Raw genomic sequence first — 17,973 nt, 5'->3', positions numbered from 1 at the left:
GAAAGGATACGGCAATGCTCAAGCGCGGTGCACTAAAGGATTTTCATCGGCGTTCAAAGCCGGGCTTGTGTTGGTCAATAAGATCGTAAGGGAGTTCGAGCATGATGGGACCTTGGGAGTAGAGCAGGCCTGCCTTGATCGGGCGACCGGGAAATATTTTCTCCAAAGCGGCGACATAGGCGGCCATCTGGCGCAAATAGGCTACCGGTGCCTTTTCGGCGGATGGCGGCACACTGCGGGCAGTTTTAAAATCCACTACATATATCCGGTCATCCGTAATCAGCAATCGGTCCACCGTCCCGGAAATCACATGCTCGTCCAAAACCGCCGCAATCGGTGCCTCAGAAAGGCTTTCGGAACTGAAGAGTGCGGACCATTCCGGAACGTTCAAAACCGATAGAGCCGTTTCGATCAATTCCTGCCGCTGTGTTTGGTTTTCGATGCGTTTCTGTCGTTCAAGCCATTGATCAGCTACGAATTCGCGCTTCTTGGCTGGAATGTCGGGCAGACGCTGGAACAAACTATGCAGCAAGATACCGCGCTCGGCAGCTTGACGCATATCCTCATTGGGTGGAGGATTCGAGGCATCATCCGGGCCAAGATCGGATGGTGTTAGCGGTCTCGGCGGTCGGGCTTCCTCGGGAGCGGCATCCAACACCCATGGCGGTAGTGCGGGCTTGGTAGTTGCGGGAATACCAGAAGAAGCCAGCGGTTCAGAGGCGCGTTCAATCGGCAGATTATCACCATAGAATATGCGCTGTTGGATCCAGTTGGCATCGTCCTGTAATTCGCAGTCCAGCCCCATTAAACCTCGTTCAACCGCGCCATACCAGCTAGCTTCAGGCACCTCGCCCCTCGCTTGTGGGCCTAGTGTGCCAGCAATTACCAAATGCTCTTCGGCCCGTGTCATGGCTACATAAAGAAGCCGCCAATGTTCTTCCATATCCCGTGCATCTGCCACTATTGCGTAGGCATTTAGCAAACCCACGCGCTCCGCTTTGCGCACTGGCACCACCGGATATCTGATTCCGTCGTCTGGTAGGTCAGGTTCAGGGATCGAAAATCCACCGCTGCGCTTGTTCGCAGGATCAAAGGTGGCATTGGCCAAGATCACAAGGGGTGCCTGAAGGCCCTTCGCACCGTGGACTGTCATCAACCGCACTTCGTTGCCGCCCGCCATCTGATCTCGCTTGATTTCGACATCACCGCGATCAAACCAGTCCAGAAAGCCCTGAAGCGTGATTATATGGTCCTGCTCGAATGCGATGGCTGTGTTCAGCAACTCGTCCATTGGATCGATCGCCGCGTGGCTCAACCTTGCCACCAGATTTTTGCGCCCTTGCATCGGGCCGGACAATATATTTTCCAAAAACTGGTAAGGCGTTACATAATCCGCCATATTCAGTAGATCGCGTAGCAGCTGGATTTTTTCCGCAATATCGGCCTGCCCTCGCAAATATTCCCATAGGCTTTGATCTTTGTGTTCCTCACCACGGTAACCGTGCGCGAGTAAATTGTCCTGCGACCATCCCAGCAACGGCGAGACCAGCAAACTGGCGAGATTGAGATCATCATTTGGCTGCAGAACAAAGCGTATGGCAGCGAGCAAATCCTGCACCACCAGCGGTTGATTGAGCCTGATACGGTCAATTCCGGCAACTGGCACATGCTCGGCAAACAACCGGGCCACAATCAAAGCGCTGAGGTCATCCCGTTTACTGACCAATATCATCACGTCTTTTGGCTCAAGTCTTCTATTCTCGCGGTCCAGCCACAATGGATTTTCGTCCGAAAGCCATTCTTTTATTTGTACCGCAAGTTTCTGCGCAAAAAGGCGCTTCTCATCTTCAATCCAGGACTCTTCATCTTCAGGATTTGCGACGGCGCCATGCGAAATAGGGCGCCACAGACGCACGCTCCCCGGCTTGCCTGCATAGAAGCTACGATGGGGAGGAATATCTTCCTTCAACCCCAATTGCTCGGCGCCTATATGCTTCAGCGTTGCATCTACAACTTTCAGCACAGGCGGTGTAGTCCGGAAACTGCGATCTAGCGAGAGATTATTGAATGGACGCTCGGACATCTTAGCGCGATCAAAGAAATCATCGCGAGCAGCGGTGTAGTTATGCGGACTAGTACCCTGGAATCCAAAAATTGCCTGTTTGAAATCTCCCACGGTGAACATCGTCCGAAGCCTGTCGGCGCTTGCTCCCATACCGGAGAAAAACTCTCCGGCCAGCGCGCGGACGATTTCCCATTGCGCGAGATTTGTATCCTGCGCCTCGTCAACCAATATGTGATCGGTACGCTGATCCAGCTTGTAGCGGATCCATTCTGCCATATCCCCTTTTGCCAGCAATTGGGCGGTCATCCGAATCATATCATCAAAATCTACAACACCTTGCAGTTTTTTGGCATCGGAGTAACGGCAATGGAAAGCCTGCCCAGCCTTAAGAGCGCCAGCGAGCAGGTCAGCATATTCAAATAGAGTTGCTGTTTCGAGCAGGTCGTTGCTCCACATCATCAGCGCGCTGCAAACCTCATCATATTGGGGGAAAGCCTTGAGCAATCCGTTCGTCGGTTTAGGCGGTGCGCCTGTGGTCTTGGTCGTCCAAGCGTAGTGAACACTTGCCAAGGCCTGTCCGCGTTCGTGATCATTTAACACCAACCACTGACGGATAACCAGCTGTCGTTCCTGCTCCTTCTTACCGCCAAATTCCGCCATTGCATTTTGCAAGGAAACAATCTGGTTTTTGTCGATATTTGCGTCGGAACACCGCTCTGCAAGCCAGTCATCCGCAGAAGCCTCGACCGGCAATCCCAACAATCGTCTAACAAAGGGTAACGCGCCGCTAGGGAGACTTTCCATTGCGTCCGCTTTGGACGCACAAGTCATAAGAAATGCTTCGGTGGCCTCTTCGCCCATTCGAACACTTAAAGCCTGGATCGCTTCGATTATTTCAGTTCGCCCACTCGATTCCTCGTCGAGTAGCAGGTCACCCAGAGCTTGCCGCGCCAGTAATTTCTGATCCCGCTCTTCAATTGGCTTGAACAGCGCAGATATGCCGGCCTCTTCCGGGAAAGAGGCGAGCAAGGTTTGGCAGAAGCTGTGGATTGTCATTATCCGTAACCCGCCGCCGCGCGCATCCAATACCCTTGCGAATAAAGTCCGCGCGTGTTCCTGAGTCGCCGGATCGTTAGATGCACCGATTGCGAAAAGATCCAGACGCAATTGTTTTGCCGGCATACGCACCCATGCCGCGAGTTGCTGATTGATCCGTTCCGCCATCTCCGCAGCACCGGCCTTCGTGAATGTCAGGCATAATATGTGCTCCGCGTGAACGCCTTCGCGAAGCAAAAGCCGGAGTACACGCGCTGTGAGCACTTGCGTCTTGCCAGTACCAGCAGACGCACTCAGCCAGATATTGTCTTCAGGCTCCACGGCATCAGCCTGCTTGTCTGCAAGCGAATGAAGCGATGGCGTATTGGCGCTCATGTTTCACTGTCACCAAAGGAAAAGTCGCCGCGTCCATACCATTCTTCAAGGCGCATCAGCTGGTCATAGTCCGCATAAGGCGCATATCCCGGATAGAGTTTGGCGGTCATTGGTTCATTGCCAAGGATATATTTGTCCACCGCTTCATTGAAATGCGCGACCGCATGATCGACCATGGCATCTGCTTCGATCCTGTCTTTTGAGCGGGGGTTGGTCGGGCTGGCGACATAACCAAAATCGTCGTCTTTTTTTGCCAGCGACCAATACTCAAAACCTTTAGCTTCTCCCGAAAGGCCACAAAAATCTCCGGTTTCGGCTATCGCACCGAGTAAACCGAGCTGGAGATTAAAGCCTTCATGAACAGCTCTGTTGCTCGGCGGCCCACCAGTTTTATAGTCAACCACAGCCAATCCGCCATCCGGCAACCGGTCAATCCGGTCCGCAATGCCAGATAGGCGCACCCCGGCGATTTCAGCACTACCAAATGTCTCCGAAGCAATCGGTTCCCGCCCCTGCGCTCTGTTTGTGGCAACAGTTTCCGCAATCCACAATAGACCTTGCATCAACCGAGGTGCCCATAATGTTCGAGCCAATGGATGGGTGGATCTATCCGCGAGGAAAGCTTTTGTGCGCAGTTTCAGCTTTTCAGGCGCGTAATCATCTTTTTTCGCCCATTTATCAAGCATATCGTGAATGACAGTACCACGCCACGCTGCGCTAGGCTCGGCATCCACCATCTCCAGAGCGCGCAGGCGCAATATCCGGTGTGCATAAAAGGCAAATGGATCGGCTATCAGACGATCAACATGGGTTACGGACAGAGCTACATTGCGTTGTTCGGCGCTCGGCTCGGGCGCCGGTTGTTTGATGACTATCTGCTCGTCAGGTCGGTCAATCCCATCCGCCCATTGCAGAGCCAGCGGATGCTCTTTGAGATTATCGCCACACATGGCCCGCAAACGCAAAAGGAAGCGGGATGCGATTGTGGGACCCGAACCATCGCGCTTGGCGCGGGTGAGTATGACATTTTTCGCGCCCATCGCGCCAACCAGATCATGTGCAGACAATCCTATTTGCCGCTCTTGCGCTGGCAATCCCAGCGATTTGCGGACCATTGGCGCGAGCCAGGGATCAGGCGTAATTGCTTGCGGCCAGCTGCCTTCATTAAGCGCGCAACAGATAGTCAAATCCGCTTGCTGGAGCCGCGCTTCCAGCAGTCCATAGATTGCGATGCGCGGATGTCCGCCATAGGCTGGCCGCACCGAAATATTGGCCAGAAATAATCCGAAATACCCTTCCAGCTCTTCTGGCTTAATCGCCTGCGGACCCAGATCAGCGCGCACTTCCAATTCAGAGAAAATGTCGGCCAGTTCCCGTCCGGCGGGCCCAGCCCATATTTGACCATTCGTGAGACGCTCCGCCTGCCCTCGCACTGTGGCTAATATGTCAGCCCAATTTAAACTGCCGCTCGCAATAGTATCGCTGGGTTCAAAAATTGCCCGGGTTGGCTTCCACCACGGCTTAACTTTCTCCCGCAGTGTTCTGGTTCGACTATTATCGTCGCTCAGCAACGCATCAATGCCCTCAAGTCCGGTTGCAGGACGCGGTCCTCTGAGTAGCAAATCCAGATTTCGGACATTTTCGAGCCATTCCAGTCGCGCCTCACCGAACTGGACCAAGGGGTGCTTGAGCAAAGCCAATAGCTTTGCTGGCGGAAATCCTTCGGCAATGGCCGACAGCATGCCTAAGAAAAACACACCTTCCGGAGTCTTAGATAGCGGTTGGCCCGCCGTATCATCTGCCTTGATTTCCCACCGCGACAGGTGAGCCGAAATCCGTGCAGCCAGCGTGCGATCCGGAGTTATGATCGCAACCCGCTTTTGTGGTTCTTCCAATGCCTCGCGCGCCAGCAGAGCCACGATCTGAGCCTCCTCCGCACTATTGCGCGCCTCGATGGTTTGCACTCCGGCGAGACTACGCTCGTTAGTATCCAGTTCTTGCCAAAGCGCGGTAAGTTGCGGAATAGCAAAAGCATTACTGAGCGCTTTGCTGCGCTTGGCCGCTGCACCACTCTCGCCGGTGCGAGGCCACCGATTAATTTCCGCACGGGCTATCGACATCCGATCGAGTAGTAATTTCATGTGATATTGCGGATGCGTTTCTTGAGCAGGCTTCGTCTTGCCGCTTTCCGGATCAGGTTTGAACGGCCCAAGCAAAGACCATTCTTCATCAGACATCACCATATCAAGATCGGGAAAAACAACCATCCCGGACGGCATGAATGCAATAGTCCTCAGCAGGCGGGCAATTGCCGGAGCCGTGGTGGTGATTCCAGCTGCAACTACGAAATTTTGAGGCGGGGTTATTTTCCAAGCAGCAGCCGTTGCATCAAATAACTGGTTCCGCCGGATCGCCTCGTCGACCAATCCCAGTGCGGCTAGCTGAGCTGCCCATCGTTCCGCAATTATCCGAAAGAATGCCAGCGAGTCCTGCCAGTGGCCGGATAACTCGGGTTCCACATCGATATCCAGCAAATTTTTGAGTGTCAGCTCTTCAACGGTTAGTTGATCGAGCGTGCGTGCAAATTCCCGCGCCAAACGCAGCGCATCTTTTGCGAGTTTCGGTTCTTTTCGGGTGGCACTTTCGGTCTCAATCAAACGGGCGATGGACAAAATGCGCGTGAGCGGATCAATCGCTGCCGGAATATCCAGCGCCAGTTCTCCGTTATCCAGCGCCACACCTATGGACTCGTCCAGTTCCAAATCACCAATCACCGCCATTTGCGGCAAGAGCAAACCATCGGCGCTTAGCCGGACGAAGGCTTCCTGCAGCGCTCGCCGTGCGCGATTGTTAGGAAGGATGATCAGGCCCCGTGCAAGTCCGAATTGATCCTTACCAAATCGATCAATTAGCCCCTGCGCCAGAGCGTCCGCAAAACCGCCATGAGCAGCGATATTATAAACTGCTGGATTTGCCCGCTCAGGCACTCGCCAAAGCTTTTTCGGTGGGTTCGATCGCGTCCGGAGACCCTACTTCGAACCAGTCGCCGTCATGGACGATTCCAAACAGGCGGTCTTCTCCAATCGCGCGATCCCACAATATGTTGGTCGAAAACGGTCCTTCGGGAGCATCGCGTAGAAAACGCTTCGATAACAGCTGAATACCGGTCCAGACATACGGCGCTCGGCTTTCCGGTTTTCGTCGCGAAATGCGCCCCATTTCATCCAGTTCAAAGTCACCGGCACCGTTATAGTTATATGCCGAATCTCGCGGTACGAGCAGTAATAGCCCGTCCATTTGATTATCATTCCAGTCATCAGCGAGCCGCTGAAAGCTATTTTCAGCGCCATCTGTCCACAGATTATCGCTATTGATGCTAAAGAAAATATCCTCGTCAATCAGTTGCTGCGCCTGTACCAATCCTCCACCAGTTTCCATCAGTTGCAAGCGCTCATCCGACACGCGAAATTCAAATGGGTAGTCAGCAGATGCGAGATGCGATTCCAATGCGTCAGGCAAATAATGGGTGTTGACGACGACAGTGCTCACCCCGGCCTGTTCGAGCTTGTCGAAGCAATGATCAATCATCGCTTTTCCAGCGACCTCAACCAATGGTTTTGGCCGCGTATTCGTCAACGGCCGCATACGTGTGCCTAATCCGGCAGCCATTACCATTGCTGTTTTAACCGCGATCACGCGTTTGCCCTTTCCGCCGAAATTTTTCGACTGCGCACTTCATTCGGGATATTCTTGTCGAACCATTTGGCAACGATCGCCAGATCGGGATGTCGCAGGTCCTTCTCCAGCAGACCCCACATACGCGGTAGAAAATTCAGATACCGTTGTTTGCCATCACGCACGCACAGGCGGGTGAATATGCCGATTATCTTGGTATTTCGTTGCGCACCTAGAATTGCATAATGGCTGCGGAAGACTTCTGAATTTCCGCTGGTTTGACCGTCGAGATAATATTCCAACATCGCCGCTTCCAGTTCATCAGATACATCGCGGCGAGCATCTTGCAACATAGATACCAGATCATAAGCCGGATGGCCCGTAAGTGCGTCCTGAAAATCCAGCAACCCTAGCTCGCCATTATCAAGAAGCATGATGTTCTCAGCATGGTAATCTCGCATGACCGTTACCGGCGAGCTTTGGGTATCAAGCACTGGCTGCAATACCTTTTGCCAAGCATCAACAAAGCCCTGAACATCGACATCAAGATTTTGCGCCGGGCAATACCACTCAGTCAGCAGGCCAGTTTCACGTGAATATTGCGCCCAATCATAGAACGGAAGCGCCGCAGCTGGCTTGCCATGAAGTCCCCTGATCAGATCAACAGTTTGCGTATAAATTTTATGTTCGTCTTCGGGGTACTCATCTAGATGCTCGCGCATTCGATGATCGCCGAAATCTTCCAGCAAGACCAACCCCTGATCAAGATCTTTGGCAAAAATTACCGGAGCCGCCAAGCCTTGCGCCTTAAGATATTCAGCAATCGCAATGAACGGACGCGGATCTTCGTGTGGTGGCGGCGCATCCATCAATATGGCTTTGCGTTCACCATCAATAACCCGGAAATAGCGGCGGAACGAAGCATCTCCAGCAACCGGCATAACCTGGGCACCCACCCATCCGTTTTCATTTAAAAAGGTTTCTGCCTCTGCAGGCGGTGTCATGTTATCGGCCATCGGTTCTTCCAAGCGGGACCGGCAGTCCAAGTCAACCGCCGCGTTTTTTCTGTTTCTATCTCTAGTTTGATTTGCAGTCCATTATCCCAAAAGCCATCTGGCATCCGGTCCGGCCATTCTGCGATTAGCGCGCCATATTCAAGAGCATCGCCAAGCCCCAGTTCGCGAATGTCACCGGTATCTTCTATCCGGTAAAGATCGACATGAGCAACGGGCAGTCGCGTTTCGGGAGGTTCATATTGTTGCACTATTGCAAATGTCGGGCTTGGTACTTCTTCGTCAAACCCGAGACCGCGCATTAGCCCTCTCGCAAAAGTTGTTTTACCCGCACCGAGCGTTCCAGACAGCGCAACTTTATCACCAATTTGTAAGATATCGGCAAGATTAGCACCCAAATCCAGCATCGCTTTTTCAGAATCTATTATCATTGGTATCATTCATTGGCGGGGAAGATGGATAGACACCAACGTACCCTGACCTAGTTCGGAGGTTAGCGTAAGGCTCCCACCGTGGGCAATTACGAGCTGCCGTGCCAAAGGCAGTCCGAGACCGCCCTTTTTTTGACCCGCTTTCTGGTCACGGGACCGGGCGAAGCTATCAAACGCTCTGGATTGCTGGCCCGCATTCATTCCCGGCCCGTTGTCCGAGATGTGAAGGACTGCTTGTTTCACATCGCCAGAGCCGTTTACTGATATTCGGCCTCCTTCGCCGGTATATCGAACGGCATTATCCACAATCTGCCAAATCGCCTGACCCAGCCGCTTCTTATCTGCCATTGCTGAACCAAGCTTGTCATCAAGTTGTAGAACAATTTCCATTTTCTGCGCCTGAAGCACGTCAGAAAACTGCGCTGCAATGTCTCCGACAAGCTTGTTGAGATTGACCTTTTCCTTGGCAATTGGTAACGCGCCCGCCTCGCTCTGACTAAGGTCGAGCACATTATCAATCTGGGTGCCAAGGCGTTTCACGGATTGTAATATTGCCCTCGTATATTCATGTCCCTGTTCGGTCAGTGGACCTGCAATCCCGTTGTCGAGTAATTCTGCAAAGCCACCGATGGAAGTCAGTGGAGTGCGGAACTCGTAACTCATATTGGACAGGAAGCTGGCCTTAATAGAATCTGCCTCGACCAAAGCTTCATTACGTTCGAGCAGTGCTTGCTCAATGCGGTGACTGTCGGAAATATCCAGCATCGTGAAAAGTGCATTGCCATCGGGAAGCGGTATCGCTGCATATTCAAAACGCCGACCATCAGCGAAAGAGAGAGTTCCAGCCTGCTGAATCCGGTCCGTTGTCGCGGTCCGTACTTTATCGCGGACTTCTGAAATGCGAGCCGCCTGTTTCAACTGCCGCGCCATCTTCTGCATGAGCGCATCTACGCGAGGATGCTTGCCAAGCTCGTCGTCCGTCAAACTCCAATTCTTAGCGAATTGGTGATTCCAGATGTTGAGTTTGCCGTCTGCAGCAAACACGGCAAGCGATTCGAACAGGTTGTCAAAAGTCGCAGTGCGAACGCGCAGCAATGTATCGCGCGCACTGGCAAGCTGCACTTGCTCCGTTCGATCCTCGAATATTAAAAGCAAACCGCCATCCGGTGTCGGGTTAGCAATGACCCGGAGGTGGGTGCCATCGGCAAGCAACCAATTTTCTTCAATCGACTCATTGGAGTGAAACCAGTCCGTCCTCTCTTCCCGCCATTCCGGGAAATCACGAACCTCGGGAATGCGGTTCATCTCGCGCATCCGGTCCAGCACCCGCGGGAATTCTGGTCGTTCCGCAATCCATTGTTGGCGCATCGAGAAAATACGCTGGAATGGTAGATTGCAAAACTTCAATGATTTATCAGCATCAAATTGGACCACGCCTGCCGATATCTTGTCGAGCATTTCGCGTTGGGATTCGATGAAACGACGCTGCTCCCTCCGGGCATCTTCCAATTGCTGGATATCAATTGCGTAACCTGCGATTCCAGATTTTCCAAGAGGCACATCGACCACCTGCGTCATTCGCCGCTTGCCGCCAACGGTGGTTGCAACAACGCGCTCCAATGGCTCGCCCTTTTCCTTTGCTTGTGCGGCAGCGTTTATCGGGCTGACACCGTCAATCGTCTCGATCAGTTCAATCCCGTCGGCAATGACTTGCGCACCATCTTCGGCATCGACTGCTTTTACATAAGCACTGTTAACCAGAGTTAGCCGCAAATCAGACGACCGATGCCACATTGGTACCGGGGCTGCTTCAATCAGCGCTGATAGGGCGTCAAACGCCGCGCGCGCTGCTTCATTTTCATCACGAAGTTTCTCGATCTGCCCTTCACTATCGGTCGCATCAAATACCCACAACAAGGCACTGCCATTAGGCGCAATCTTTTGGTCGGCCAATCCGCCGCGAATCAAAAGTGCTTTGTCAGAACCCGCGACCTTGATCGCGCGGGTAAAATTGCTGCCTGACTTTTGAGCGAGATTGACGTCGCCAGTTAGACCTTCCAGATCTTCCCGACTCATTCCCGCTTTTGGCGTATGCAACTCCGATATATGTGCCGGCAGATAACCAAACCCAAGCCAGTGCATCAAGCGCTGAGATGCTTCCAACTTGCCATCAGATCGCACAAGCAAAGGCAAGGCGGGAGAAGTTTCAAGCAAACGTCCCAACCGGCCAGACTGACGAAGCGTTGTTTCCGCCTTGTTTTTCATCGCCAAACCAGACCACACCGCCCACGCACCAGCCGCGAGCCATGCGGCTAGAATCAAACCGAGAATTACAGCTGTAAGGTCAGGAACATGAGACATCGTCTGATGCGATTAGACGGTTAGCCGCGCTGCGAAAAGCCCCTATTCTTTAAGGTTTAGAAATCTGCTGCATTATACGCTATAACTGTCGGCCAATAAGACTGGAGCTCGCTGATGACAATAGATGAAACTCGCACATTCAAAGCTGTAAATATCGCATTGTTGACGGTTTCAGACACGCGCTCGCTTAAGGAAGACACATCTGGAGACATACTGGCAGAGCGCATAGGGTCAAAAGGGCATGCGCTAATTTACCGGATGCTCATACGTGACGAGAAATGGAAGGTTATTGCGCAACTCCATCAGTGGATTGATGATGAAGAAGTCGACGTGATCATCACCACCGGCGGCACGGGCTTAACCGGTCGCGACATAACGCCGGAAGCGCTTGATGCGGTCAAAGACAAGGACATACCGGGCTTTGGGGAGCTATTCCGTTGGCTGAGCATGGAAAAGATTGGCACTTCCACGGTGCAATCGCGAGCCTGTGCTGTCGTTGCGCGCGGAACCTATATATTTGCACTTCCGGGCTCAAACGGGGCAGTAAAAGACGGTTGGGATGGCATATTGGATACGCAGCTAGATAGCCGGCATCGCCCGTGCAATTTTGTTGAGTTAATTCCACGGCTTTTGGAAAAATAATCCAAAATCAAATTTTGTTCTTTTTATGTTCTCATGTTATCAGAGGCGCATGAACGCCAATTCCAAACCACATCCCTTTGCTCGAAAAGGCCGAGGTGCGCCGACCAACGCTACACCGCTGCGTTTCAATATGAATGAGCGATTGGCCGATGGCGATTGGCTTGATGACCGGGAAATGCTGGACGGCACCGCTACGAAACTCCGCACCGAAGTGATTGCCGAGTTCCCCAAATCAATCATCAACTTCAATACCTCACCGGACATTCCTTTTGATCGTTCGATCAACGCGTATCGCGGATGTGAACATGGCTGTGTCTATTGCTATGCGCGCCCGACCCACGCCTATCATGATCTCTCGCCCGGTCTTGATTTTGAAACCAAACTGTTTGCCAAGCCCAATGCAGCAGAATTGCTTCGTCAGACTTTTGCCAAACCAACGTACAAAGCCGCCACACTCGCGATCGGCACCAATACCGATCCTTATCAGCCGATAGAGAAACACAATCGGATAACCCGACAGATTTTGGAAATCATGCTCGAGACGCAGCACCCCGTCGGAATAACGACCAAATCTGACCGGGTATTGGATGATATTGATATCCTGGCAAAACTCGCCGCAAATCAACTAACCTCGGTCACGATGTCAGTAACGTCACTGGAAAGCGCAACATCAAGAAGCTTGGAACCGCGCGCTCCGTCGGCAATCAAGCGGCTAAACGCAGTTCGGCAATTGAGCGAAGCGGGTATCTATACCCATGTGAACATCGCTCCGGTTATTCCGGCCATCACCGATCATGAGATTGAAGCAATAGTGGTTGCCGCTGCGGCTCATGGCGCGCAGAGCGTCTCGATCATTCCCATCCGCCTACCCCATGAAGTTGCGCCCTTGTTTGAAGAATGGCTTGATCACCATTTTCCGGATCGCAAACACAAGGTCATGAGTATCATCATGCAAATGCGCGGCGGCAAACGCAATGACCCCGATTTTCATACAAGGATGAAAGGGCAAGGGCCGTGGGCAGAATTGCTCCGCAACCGGACGGAAATAGCGGCCCGGAAGGCCGGTTTGCGCGAAGCCAAGTTCGGATTGCGGACGGACTTGTTCCGGCGGCCAACAGTCAAAGGCAGCCAACTGGAACTATTTTAAGCGTCTGCCAGACTCTTGAGTTTATAGTCTTTATACTCATCGCGAAGGGCGCGCTTCAGAATTTTTCCGGTAGCGGTGTGCGGTAATTCGTCTATGAATTTCACTTCATCCGGCAACCACCATTTTGCAACCTTATCAGCGAGGTAAGCAATCACATCTTCTTCCAAAACATCTGCTCCGGGTTTCTTGACCACTAGCAACAAAGGCCGTTCATCCCATTTCGGATGGTAGACACCAACTGCGGCCGCCTCTGCCACACCGGGACAACCGACTGCAGCATTTTCCAATTCAATCGAGCTTATCCATTCTCCACCGGACTTGATCACATCCTTTGCGCGATCAGTGATTTGCATGGTGCCATCAGGATGAAGTACCGACACATCCCCGGTATCAAACCAGAGATCCTCTTCCACTGCATCTTCATCTGATCGGAAATAGCGTTGGATAATCCATGGTCCTCGAATTTCCAAAGTGCCGCTGGTTTTACCATCACGTGGAGCAACATTGCCGTCTTCATCAATCACGCGCAATTCAACACCAAATGGCGGACGGCCTTGGAGGCAAATTACATCTACCTGTTCGTCAAAACTCAATTCGTCCCAATTTGCCGGTAACGATCCTGCTGTCCCGATTGGCGATGTTTCGGTCATTCCCCAGGCATGAGCAACACGAATATCCTCTTTCATGAAACGCTCAATCATGAATCGTGGACAGGCTGATCCACCGATAGTGACTGTTTTCAGTTTACCATAGTCACCGCCATTGGCATCCATATCGGCAAACATGGAAAGCCAAACAGTTGGTACACCCGCACTATGTGTAACACCTTCGTCGCGGATCAGCTTCCATAATACTGGCGCTTCGTTGCTCGCCGAGAATACCATTTTTGCACCGACTGCTGCACAAGCAAAGGGAAGTCCCCAGGCATTGGCATGAAACATTGGCACAACCGGGAGCATGACCGAACGAGTTGCCAGATCCATAATATCAGGCTGCACTTCGGTTAGTGCATGAAGCACATTGGAGCGATGTTCGTAGAGCACACCTTTTGGATTGCCTGTCGTCCCGCTGGTGTAGCAAAGTCCGCAGGGATCATTCTCATCGATATCAACCCAGTTGAAATTGCCATCTTCGGCTTCTACCAGTTCCCGGAAGGTCGGATATTCGGCTTTCTCGCCATCAAACTGGATATAATGTTCAACCGTTTTGAGTTGCGGCTTGAGCATTTCAATAATCGGCGTGAACATTTTATCGAAAAGCAACACTCGGTCTTCCGCATGGTTCAGAATATAGACCAACTGCTCTTCAAACAGACGCGGATTGACCGTGTGGAGAATGCCGCCAATGCCCGCAGAGCCGTACCAGCTGATCAGGTGATGCGCGTGGTTCATGGCTATCGTGGCGATCCGGTCACCTTTTTTCATTCCGAGCCGATGGAGTGCTTGTGAAAATTTACGGGCTTCCAAACCAATTTCGGCCCAGTTGCTGCGGGTCAGCGAACCATCAGCCCAGTAGCTGACGATTTCCCGCGTCCCATGTTCACGCGCAGCGTGATCGATCAAATTGGTGATTTTAAGCGCGCTGGCTTGCATTGCTCCGGCCATGTAACTCTCCATTGATTTATTTGAGTCTTTTTTGGCGGAAATCTGTCAGCTTACAAGTCTTAAATTCGGCTTTGACACCCGCGTGGGTCTGGAGACCCCCGCCGGACCCAGATGGATATTGGCCAAACCAGAGACGTTACCCAGCTTTTCGACAACTTCCGCATCCAGCTTGAATGATCGCCCAAGACAGACGCTGGCCCGTTTTCCTTCCAGGCCAGGCATGGACGCAATTAATTCGCTTTTTCCTCCCGACAACGGCGCGAGCAAATTTGCAAGTTCATGCAAACCGTCCAAGTCTACGACGTCCAGTTCCAATTTTGTCCGGGTTGTTTTCTCAAGCCCATCTAGCGCCTGCACCCGCCGGACAGCGACACGAGGATTTTCATCGTCCGACCGCTGGTCCAGTTCAACATTTAGAAGTGCGCAACCACCGTCTTTAGCCAGCTCTGCTAACAAAGTGCATTGGTCTTCTTCAAAGCAACTGGCCGAAAACTGCCCGCTGCTATCGGAAAGATCAGCGAGCACGAATTTATGGCCGCGCTTACTCTCCCGCCACCGCACGCTTTCCACCAAAGCTGCCATCACCGCCGGTTTACGCTGACCTTCGCCGATGGGGTCTTCATCGCACAGAGCAGCGAAAGTGCGCGCACCATGGGAGGATGTGACCGCTTGGAACTGTGTAACGGGGTGAGCCGCAAAGTAGAAACCATAAGCATCGCGTTCACGGATCATAATCTCATTCAAATTCCAGTTGCTGTCCTGCGGCAATCTAATGGCCTGCATATCACCAGCAGCACCCTCACCAAATAGACCGCCCTGTCCGCTGGTCCGCGCTTCTGCAGCGCTATTGGCAACCGACAACAACATATCAGCTCCGTCAAAAACCGCTGCACGGTTAGGTTCTATTCCGTCGAATGCGCCTGCTGCTGAAAGGCTTTCGATTTGCCTTTTATTCATCCCGGCCGGATCGATTCGATTGGCGAAATCATCAATTGATTGAAATAGCCCGTTTTCCAAGCGCTCCTGCACCAATGCCTGCATCGCTTTTTCGCCAACATTTTTGAGACCTGCCAGAGCATAGCGCACAGCAAGCAGGGCGCCCTCCTGTTCCTCAACGGCAAAATAAGGACGACTCTTGTTGATTGACGGCGGCAATACAGTGACTCCTAGCCGCTTCATATCATCAACAAAAATGCTAAGCTTGTCGGATTGATGCATGTCGAAGCACATCGAAGCCGCATAAAATTCATGGGGATAATGCGCCTTGAGCCACGCGGTTTGATAGGCGAGCAAGGCATAAGCTGCCGCGTGGCTCTTGTTGAAACCATAGCCGGCAAATTTATCGATCAAGTCAAATAACTCATTGGCCTGTGCCGGATTCAGATCATTTTTAGCCGCACCTTCGACAAACCGGCTGCGCTGGGCATCCATTTCTGCCTGAATTTTCTTGCCCATTGCACGGCGCAGCAAATCTGCTTCTCCGAGTGAATAGCCTGCGATCACCTGGGCTGCTTGCATAACCTGTTCTTGATAGACAAAAATCCCATAAGTTTCTTTGAGTATTTCTTCCAGCAACGGGTGGGGATAAGCGAGCTTAGCGCGACCATTTTTCCGGTCACCAAAGAGCGGAATATTGTCCATCGGACCAGGCCGATAAAGCGAAACCAGCGCAATAATATCTCCGAAATTCGTTGGTTTTACAGCAGCCAGAGTGCGCCGCATACCTTCCGATTCGAGTTGAAACACACCCACAGTGTCACCGCTTTTCAAAAGCTCGAAGACCTTGGGATCGTCCCATTCCAATGCATCAAGATCGACTTCGATGTTACGCTCGGCGAGAAGCTCAATCGCTTTCTTGAGAACAGAAAGCGTCTTCAATCCCAAAAAGTCAAACTTGACCAAACCAGCTTGCTCGACAAATTTCATATCAAACTGGGTAACCGGCAAATCCGAACGCGGGTCGCGATATAGCGGAACCAGTTGATCAAGCGGACGATCGCCAATAACAACACCAGCGGCATGAGTGGAGCTATGCCGAGGCAATCCTTCGAGCTTCATTGCCAGATCAAACAGGCGCTTCACGTCTGCTTGCTTGTATTCCTGCGCCAGTTCCGAGATACCGTTGAGCGACCGCTTCAAATCCCAAGGATCGGTTGGGTGATTGGGAACCAGTTTCGTTAGTCTGTCGACCTGCCCGTAAGGCATTTGTAACACCCGGCCGACGTCTCGCAAAACGGCGCGAGCCTTGAGCTTACCAAAGGTGATGATTTGCGCAACCTGTCCAGCGCCGTATTTGTCCTGCACATACCGAATGACCTCCCCGCGCCGCGTTTCGCAGAAATCGATATCGAAATCCGGCATCGACACACGTTCGGGATTTAGGAAGCGTTCGAACAGCAACCCAAGCTTGATGGGATCCAGGTCGGTAATAGTAAGCGCCCAGGCAACCACCGAACCCGCACCGGAGCCGCGCCCAGGCCCTACCGGAATATCATTGTCTTTGGACCATTTGATAAAGTCGGCAACAATCAGGAAATAGCCGGGAAAGCCCATGTTGATGATGACATTAAGTTCGAATTCAAGGCGATCAAAATAGGCTTGGCGTTCCTCAGCGTCCATTCCGCCAACATGGTTCAAACGGGTCTCCAGACCGGCAGTCGCATCACGACGCAATTGCTCAGCCTCTCCCGCCAGATCACCGGCAAGACTTGGCAAGATTGGATCGCGACGTGGCGGTGAGAAGGCGCAACGCTTTGCGATAACTGAGGTATTCTCTAACGCTTCGGGAATATCGGAGAAAAGACCCTCCATCACCAATGCGCTTTTTATCCAAAGGTTTGGTGAAGGCTTATCCCGATCATTGCTTTCAACATAGGCAGATGCGGCAATGCAGGTCATTGCATCGTGGGCTTCATGAAACTCCGGTTCTGCGTAACAGCTCGGGTTGGTCGCAACTAAGGGAAGATCGCGATCCATTGCCAGCTTTATCAAACCAGCCTCCGCAGCCTCTTCGACCGCATCATCGCGCCTTGATAATTCGATATAGAGCCGATCCGGAAAATATTGCTGCAGCAGGGATAAATAGTTTTCAGCTTCCGAATGCTGCTCTTCTGCAATCAACCGTGCCAAGGCACCTTCTCCGCCCGCTGTCAGGGCTAATAGACCTTCGTTGTGTTTTTCCAGCATTTCCAGTGGGATATGGGCGTCCAACGCTTGTGGACGACCCAGATGCGATACAGAAACGAGCCTGCAAAGATTTTGGTAACCCGCTTCATTCTGCGCATATACTGCGAGCCAATCAAACTTTGGCTTTTCGCCGCCTCCGGGCCTTGCCACTCGCAAGAAACAACCGGTGATAGGCTGCACACCGTTGGCACGGCAGCCATCGTCAAAAGCCATGGATGCAAACAAGCCTATCCGGTCACATAAAGCAACTGCGGGAAAACCGCGTTCGTTAGCAATCTTCCCGATTGCCTTCGGTTCCATCGCACCATCAAGAATAGTATAAGCGGAGAAGGCGCGAAGATGGACAAAAGGAGTCTGGGACATAACGAACAAGCTAGCGTAGCAACGGTGTGATTGCCATCATTTCGACGCCGCTATC

Annotated in this window: 10 protein-coding genes; 2 read left to right on the top strand and 8 right to left on the bottom strand. The window is 52.3% G+C overall.

Translation table 11 applies throughout. From position 1 onward, the window contains the following. Positions 1–43 precede the first annotated feature (43 nt). The 6 genes from addA to HF685_RS01365 are packed head-to-tail and all read right to left on the bottom strand — an operon-like array spanning position 44 to position 10,976. On the bottom strand, positions 44–3,496 hold the full coding sequence (addA, locus tag HF685_RS01390) for a double-strand break repair helicase AddA (protein ID WP_168817951.1): 3,453 nt from the start codon (positions 3,494–3,496) through the stop codon (positions 44–46). Continuing rightward, on the bottom strand, positions 3,493–6,483 hold the full coding sequence (gene addB / locus HF685_RS01385) for a double-strand break repair protein AddB (RefSeq protein WP_168817949.1): 2,991 nt from the start codon (positions 6,481–6,483) through the stop codon (positions 3,493–3,495). The genes addA and addB overlap by 4 nt, the downstream gene beginning before the upstream one ends. Further along, positions 6,476–7,192 (bottom strand): nucleotidyltransferase family protein, encoded by a 717-nt coding sequence (locus HF685_RS01380; RefSeq protein ID WP_343040069.1) that lies wholly within the window; start codon positions 7,190–7,192, stop codon positions 6,476–6,478. Before HF685_RS01380 ends, addB begins: the two co-directional genes overlap by 8 nt. Beyond that, positions 7,189–8,175: an aminoglycoside phosphotransferase family protein gene (locus HF685_RS01375; RefSeq protein WP_168821092.1), complete on the bottom strand. Its 987-nt coding sequence runs from the start codon at positions 8,173–8,175 to the stop codon at positions 7,189–7,191. Before HF685_RS01375 ends, HF685_RS01380 begins: the two co-directional genes overlap by 4 nt. Beyond that, complete coding sequence (gene tsaE, locus HF685_RS01370; RefSeq protein WP_168817947.1) at positions 8,172–8,615, bottom strand: tRNA (adenosine(37)-N6)-threonylcarbamoyltransferase complex ATPase subunit type 1 TsaE; 444 nt, start codon at positions 8,613–8,615, stop codon at positions 8,172–8,174. The genes HF685_RS01375 and tsaE overlap by 4 nt, the downstream gene beginning before the upstream one ends. Positions 8,616–8,624: 9 nt before the next feature. Then, positions 8,625–10,976: a sensor histidine kinase gene (locus tag HF685_RS01365; RefSeq protein WP_168817945.1), complete on the bottom strand. Its 2,352-nt coding sequence runs from the start codon at positions 10,974–10,976 to the stop codon at positions 8,625–8,627. Positions 10,977–11,090: 114 nt separating this feature from the next. Between HF685_RS01365 and moaB the strand changes: the two genes are divergently transcribed. Then, on the top strand, positions 11,091–11,618 hold the full coding sequence (moaB, locus tag HF685_RS01360) for a molybdenum cofactor biosynthesis protein B (protein ID WP_168817943.1): 528 nt from the start codon (positions 11,091–11,093) through the stop codon (positions 11,616–11,618). 49 nt (positions 11,619–11,667) lie between these two features. Then, on the top strand, positions 11,668–12,765 hold the full coding sequence (locus HF685_RS01355; RefSeq protein ID WP_168817941.1) for a PA0069 family radical SAM protein: 1,098 nt from the start codon (positions 11,668–11,670) through the stop codon (positions 12,763–12,765). Here HF685_RS01355 and HF685_RS01350 read toward each other — a convergent pair. Both HF685_RS01350 and dnaE read right to left on the bottom strand, forming a co-directional pair. Then, positions 12,762–14,369: a long-chain fatty acid--CoA ligase gene (locus HF685_RS01350; protein WP_168817939.1), complete on the bottom strand. Its 1,608-nt coding sequence runs from the start codon at positions 14,367–14,369 to the stop codon at positions 12,762–12,764. The genes HF685_RS01355 and HF685_RS01350 overlap by 4 nt on opposite strands. Positions 14,370–14,414: 45 nt before the next feature. After that, a complete protein-coding gene (gene dnaE, locus HF685_RS01345) occupies positions 14,415–17,918 on the bottom strand; it encodes a DNA polymerase III subunit alpha (RefSeq protein ID WP_168817937.1) in 3,504 nt (1,167 codons plus the stop codon). Positions 17,919–17,973: the final 55 nt, after the last annotated feature.

This window comes from Parasphingorhabdus halotolerans (assembly GCF_012516475.1).
Taxonomy (GTDB): domain Bacteria; phylum Pseudomonadota; class Alphaproteobacteria; order Sphingomonadales; family Sphingomonadaceae; genus Parasphingorhabdus; species Parasphingorhabdus halotolerans.
This window is presented reverse-complemented; position numbering and strand designations above follow the sequence as displayed.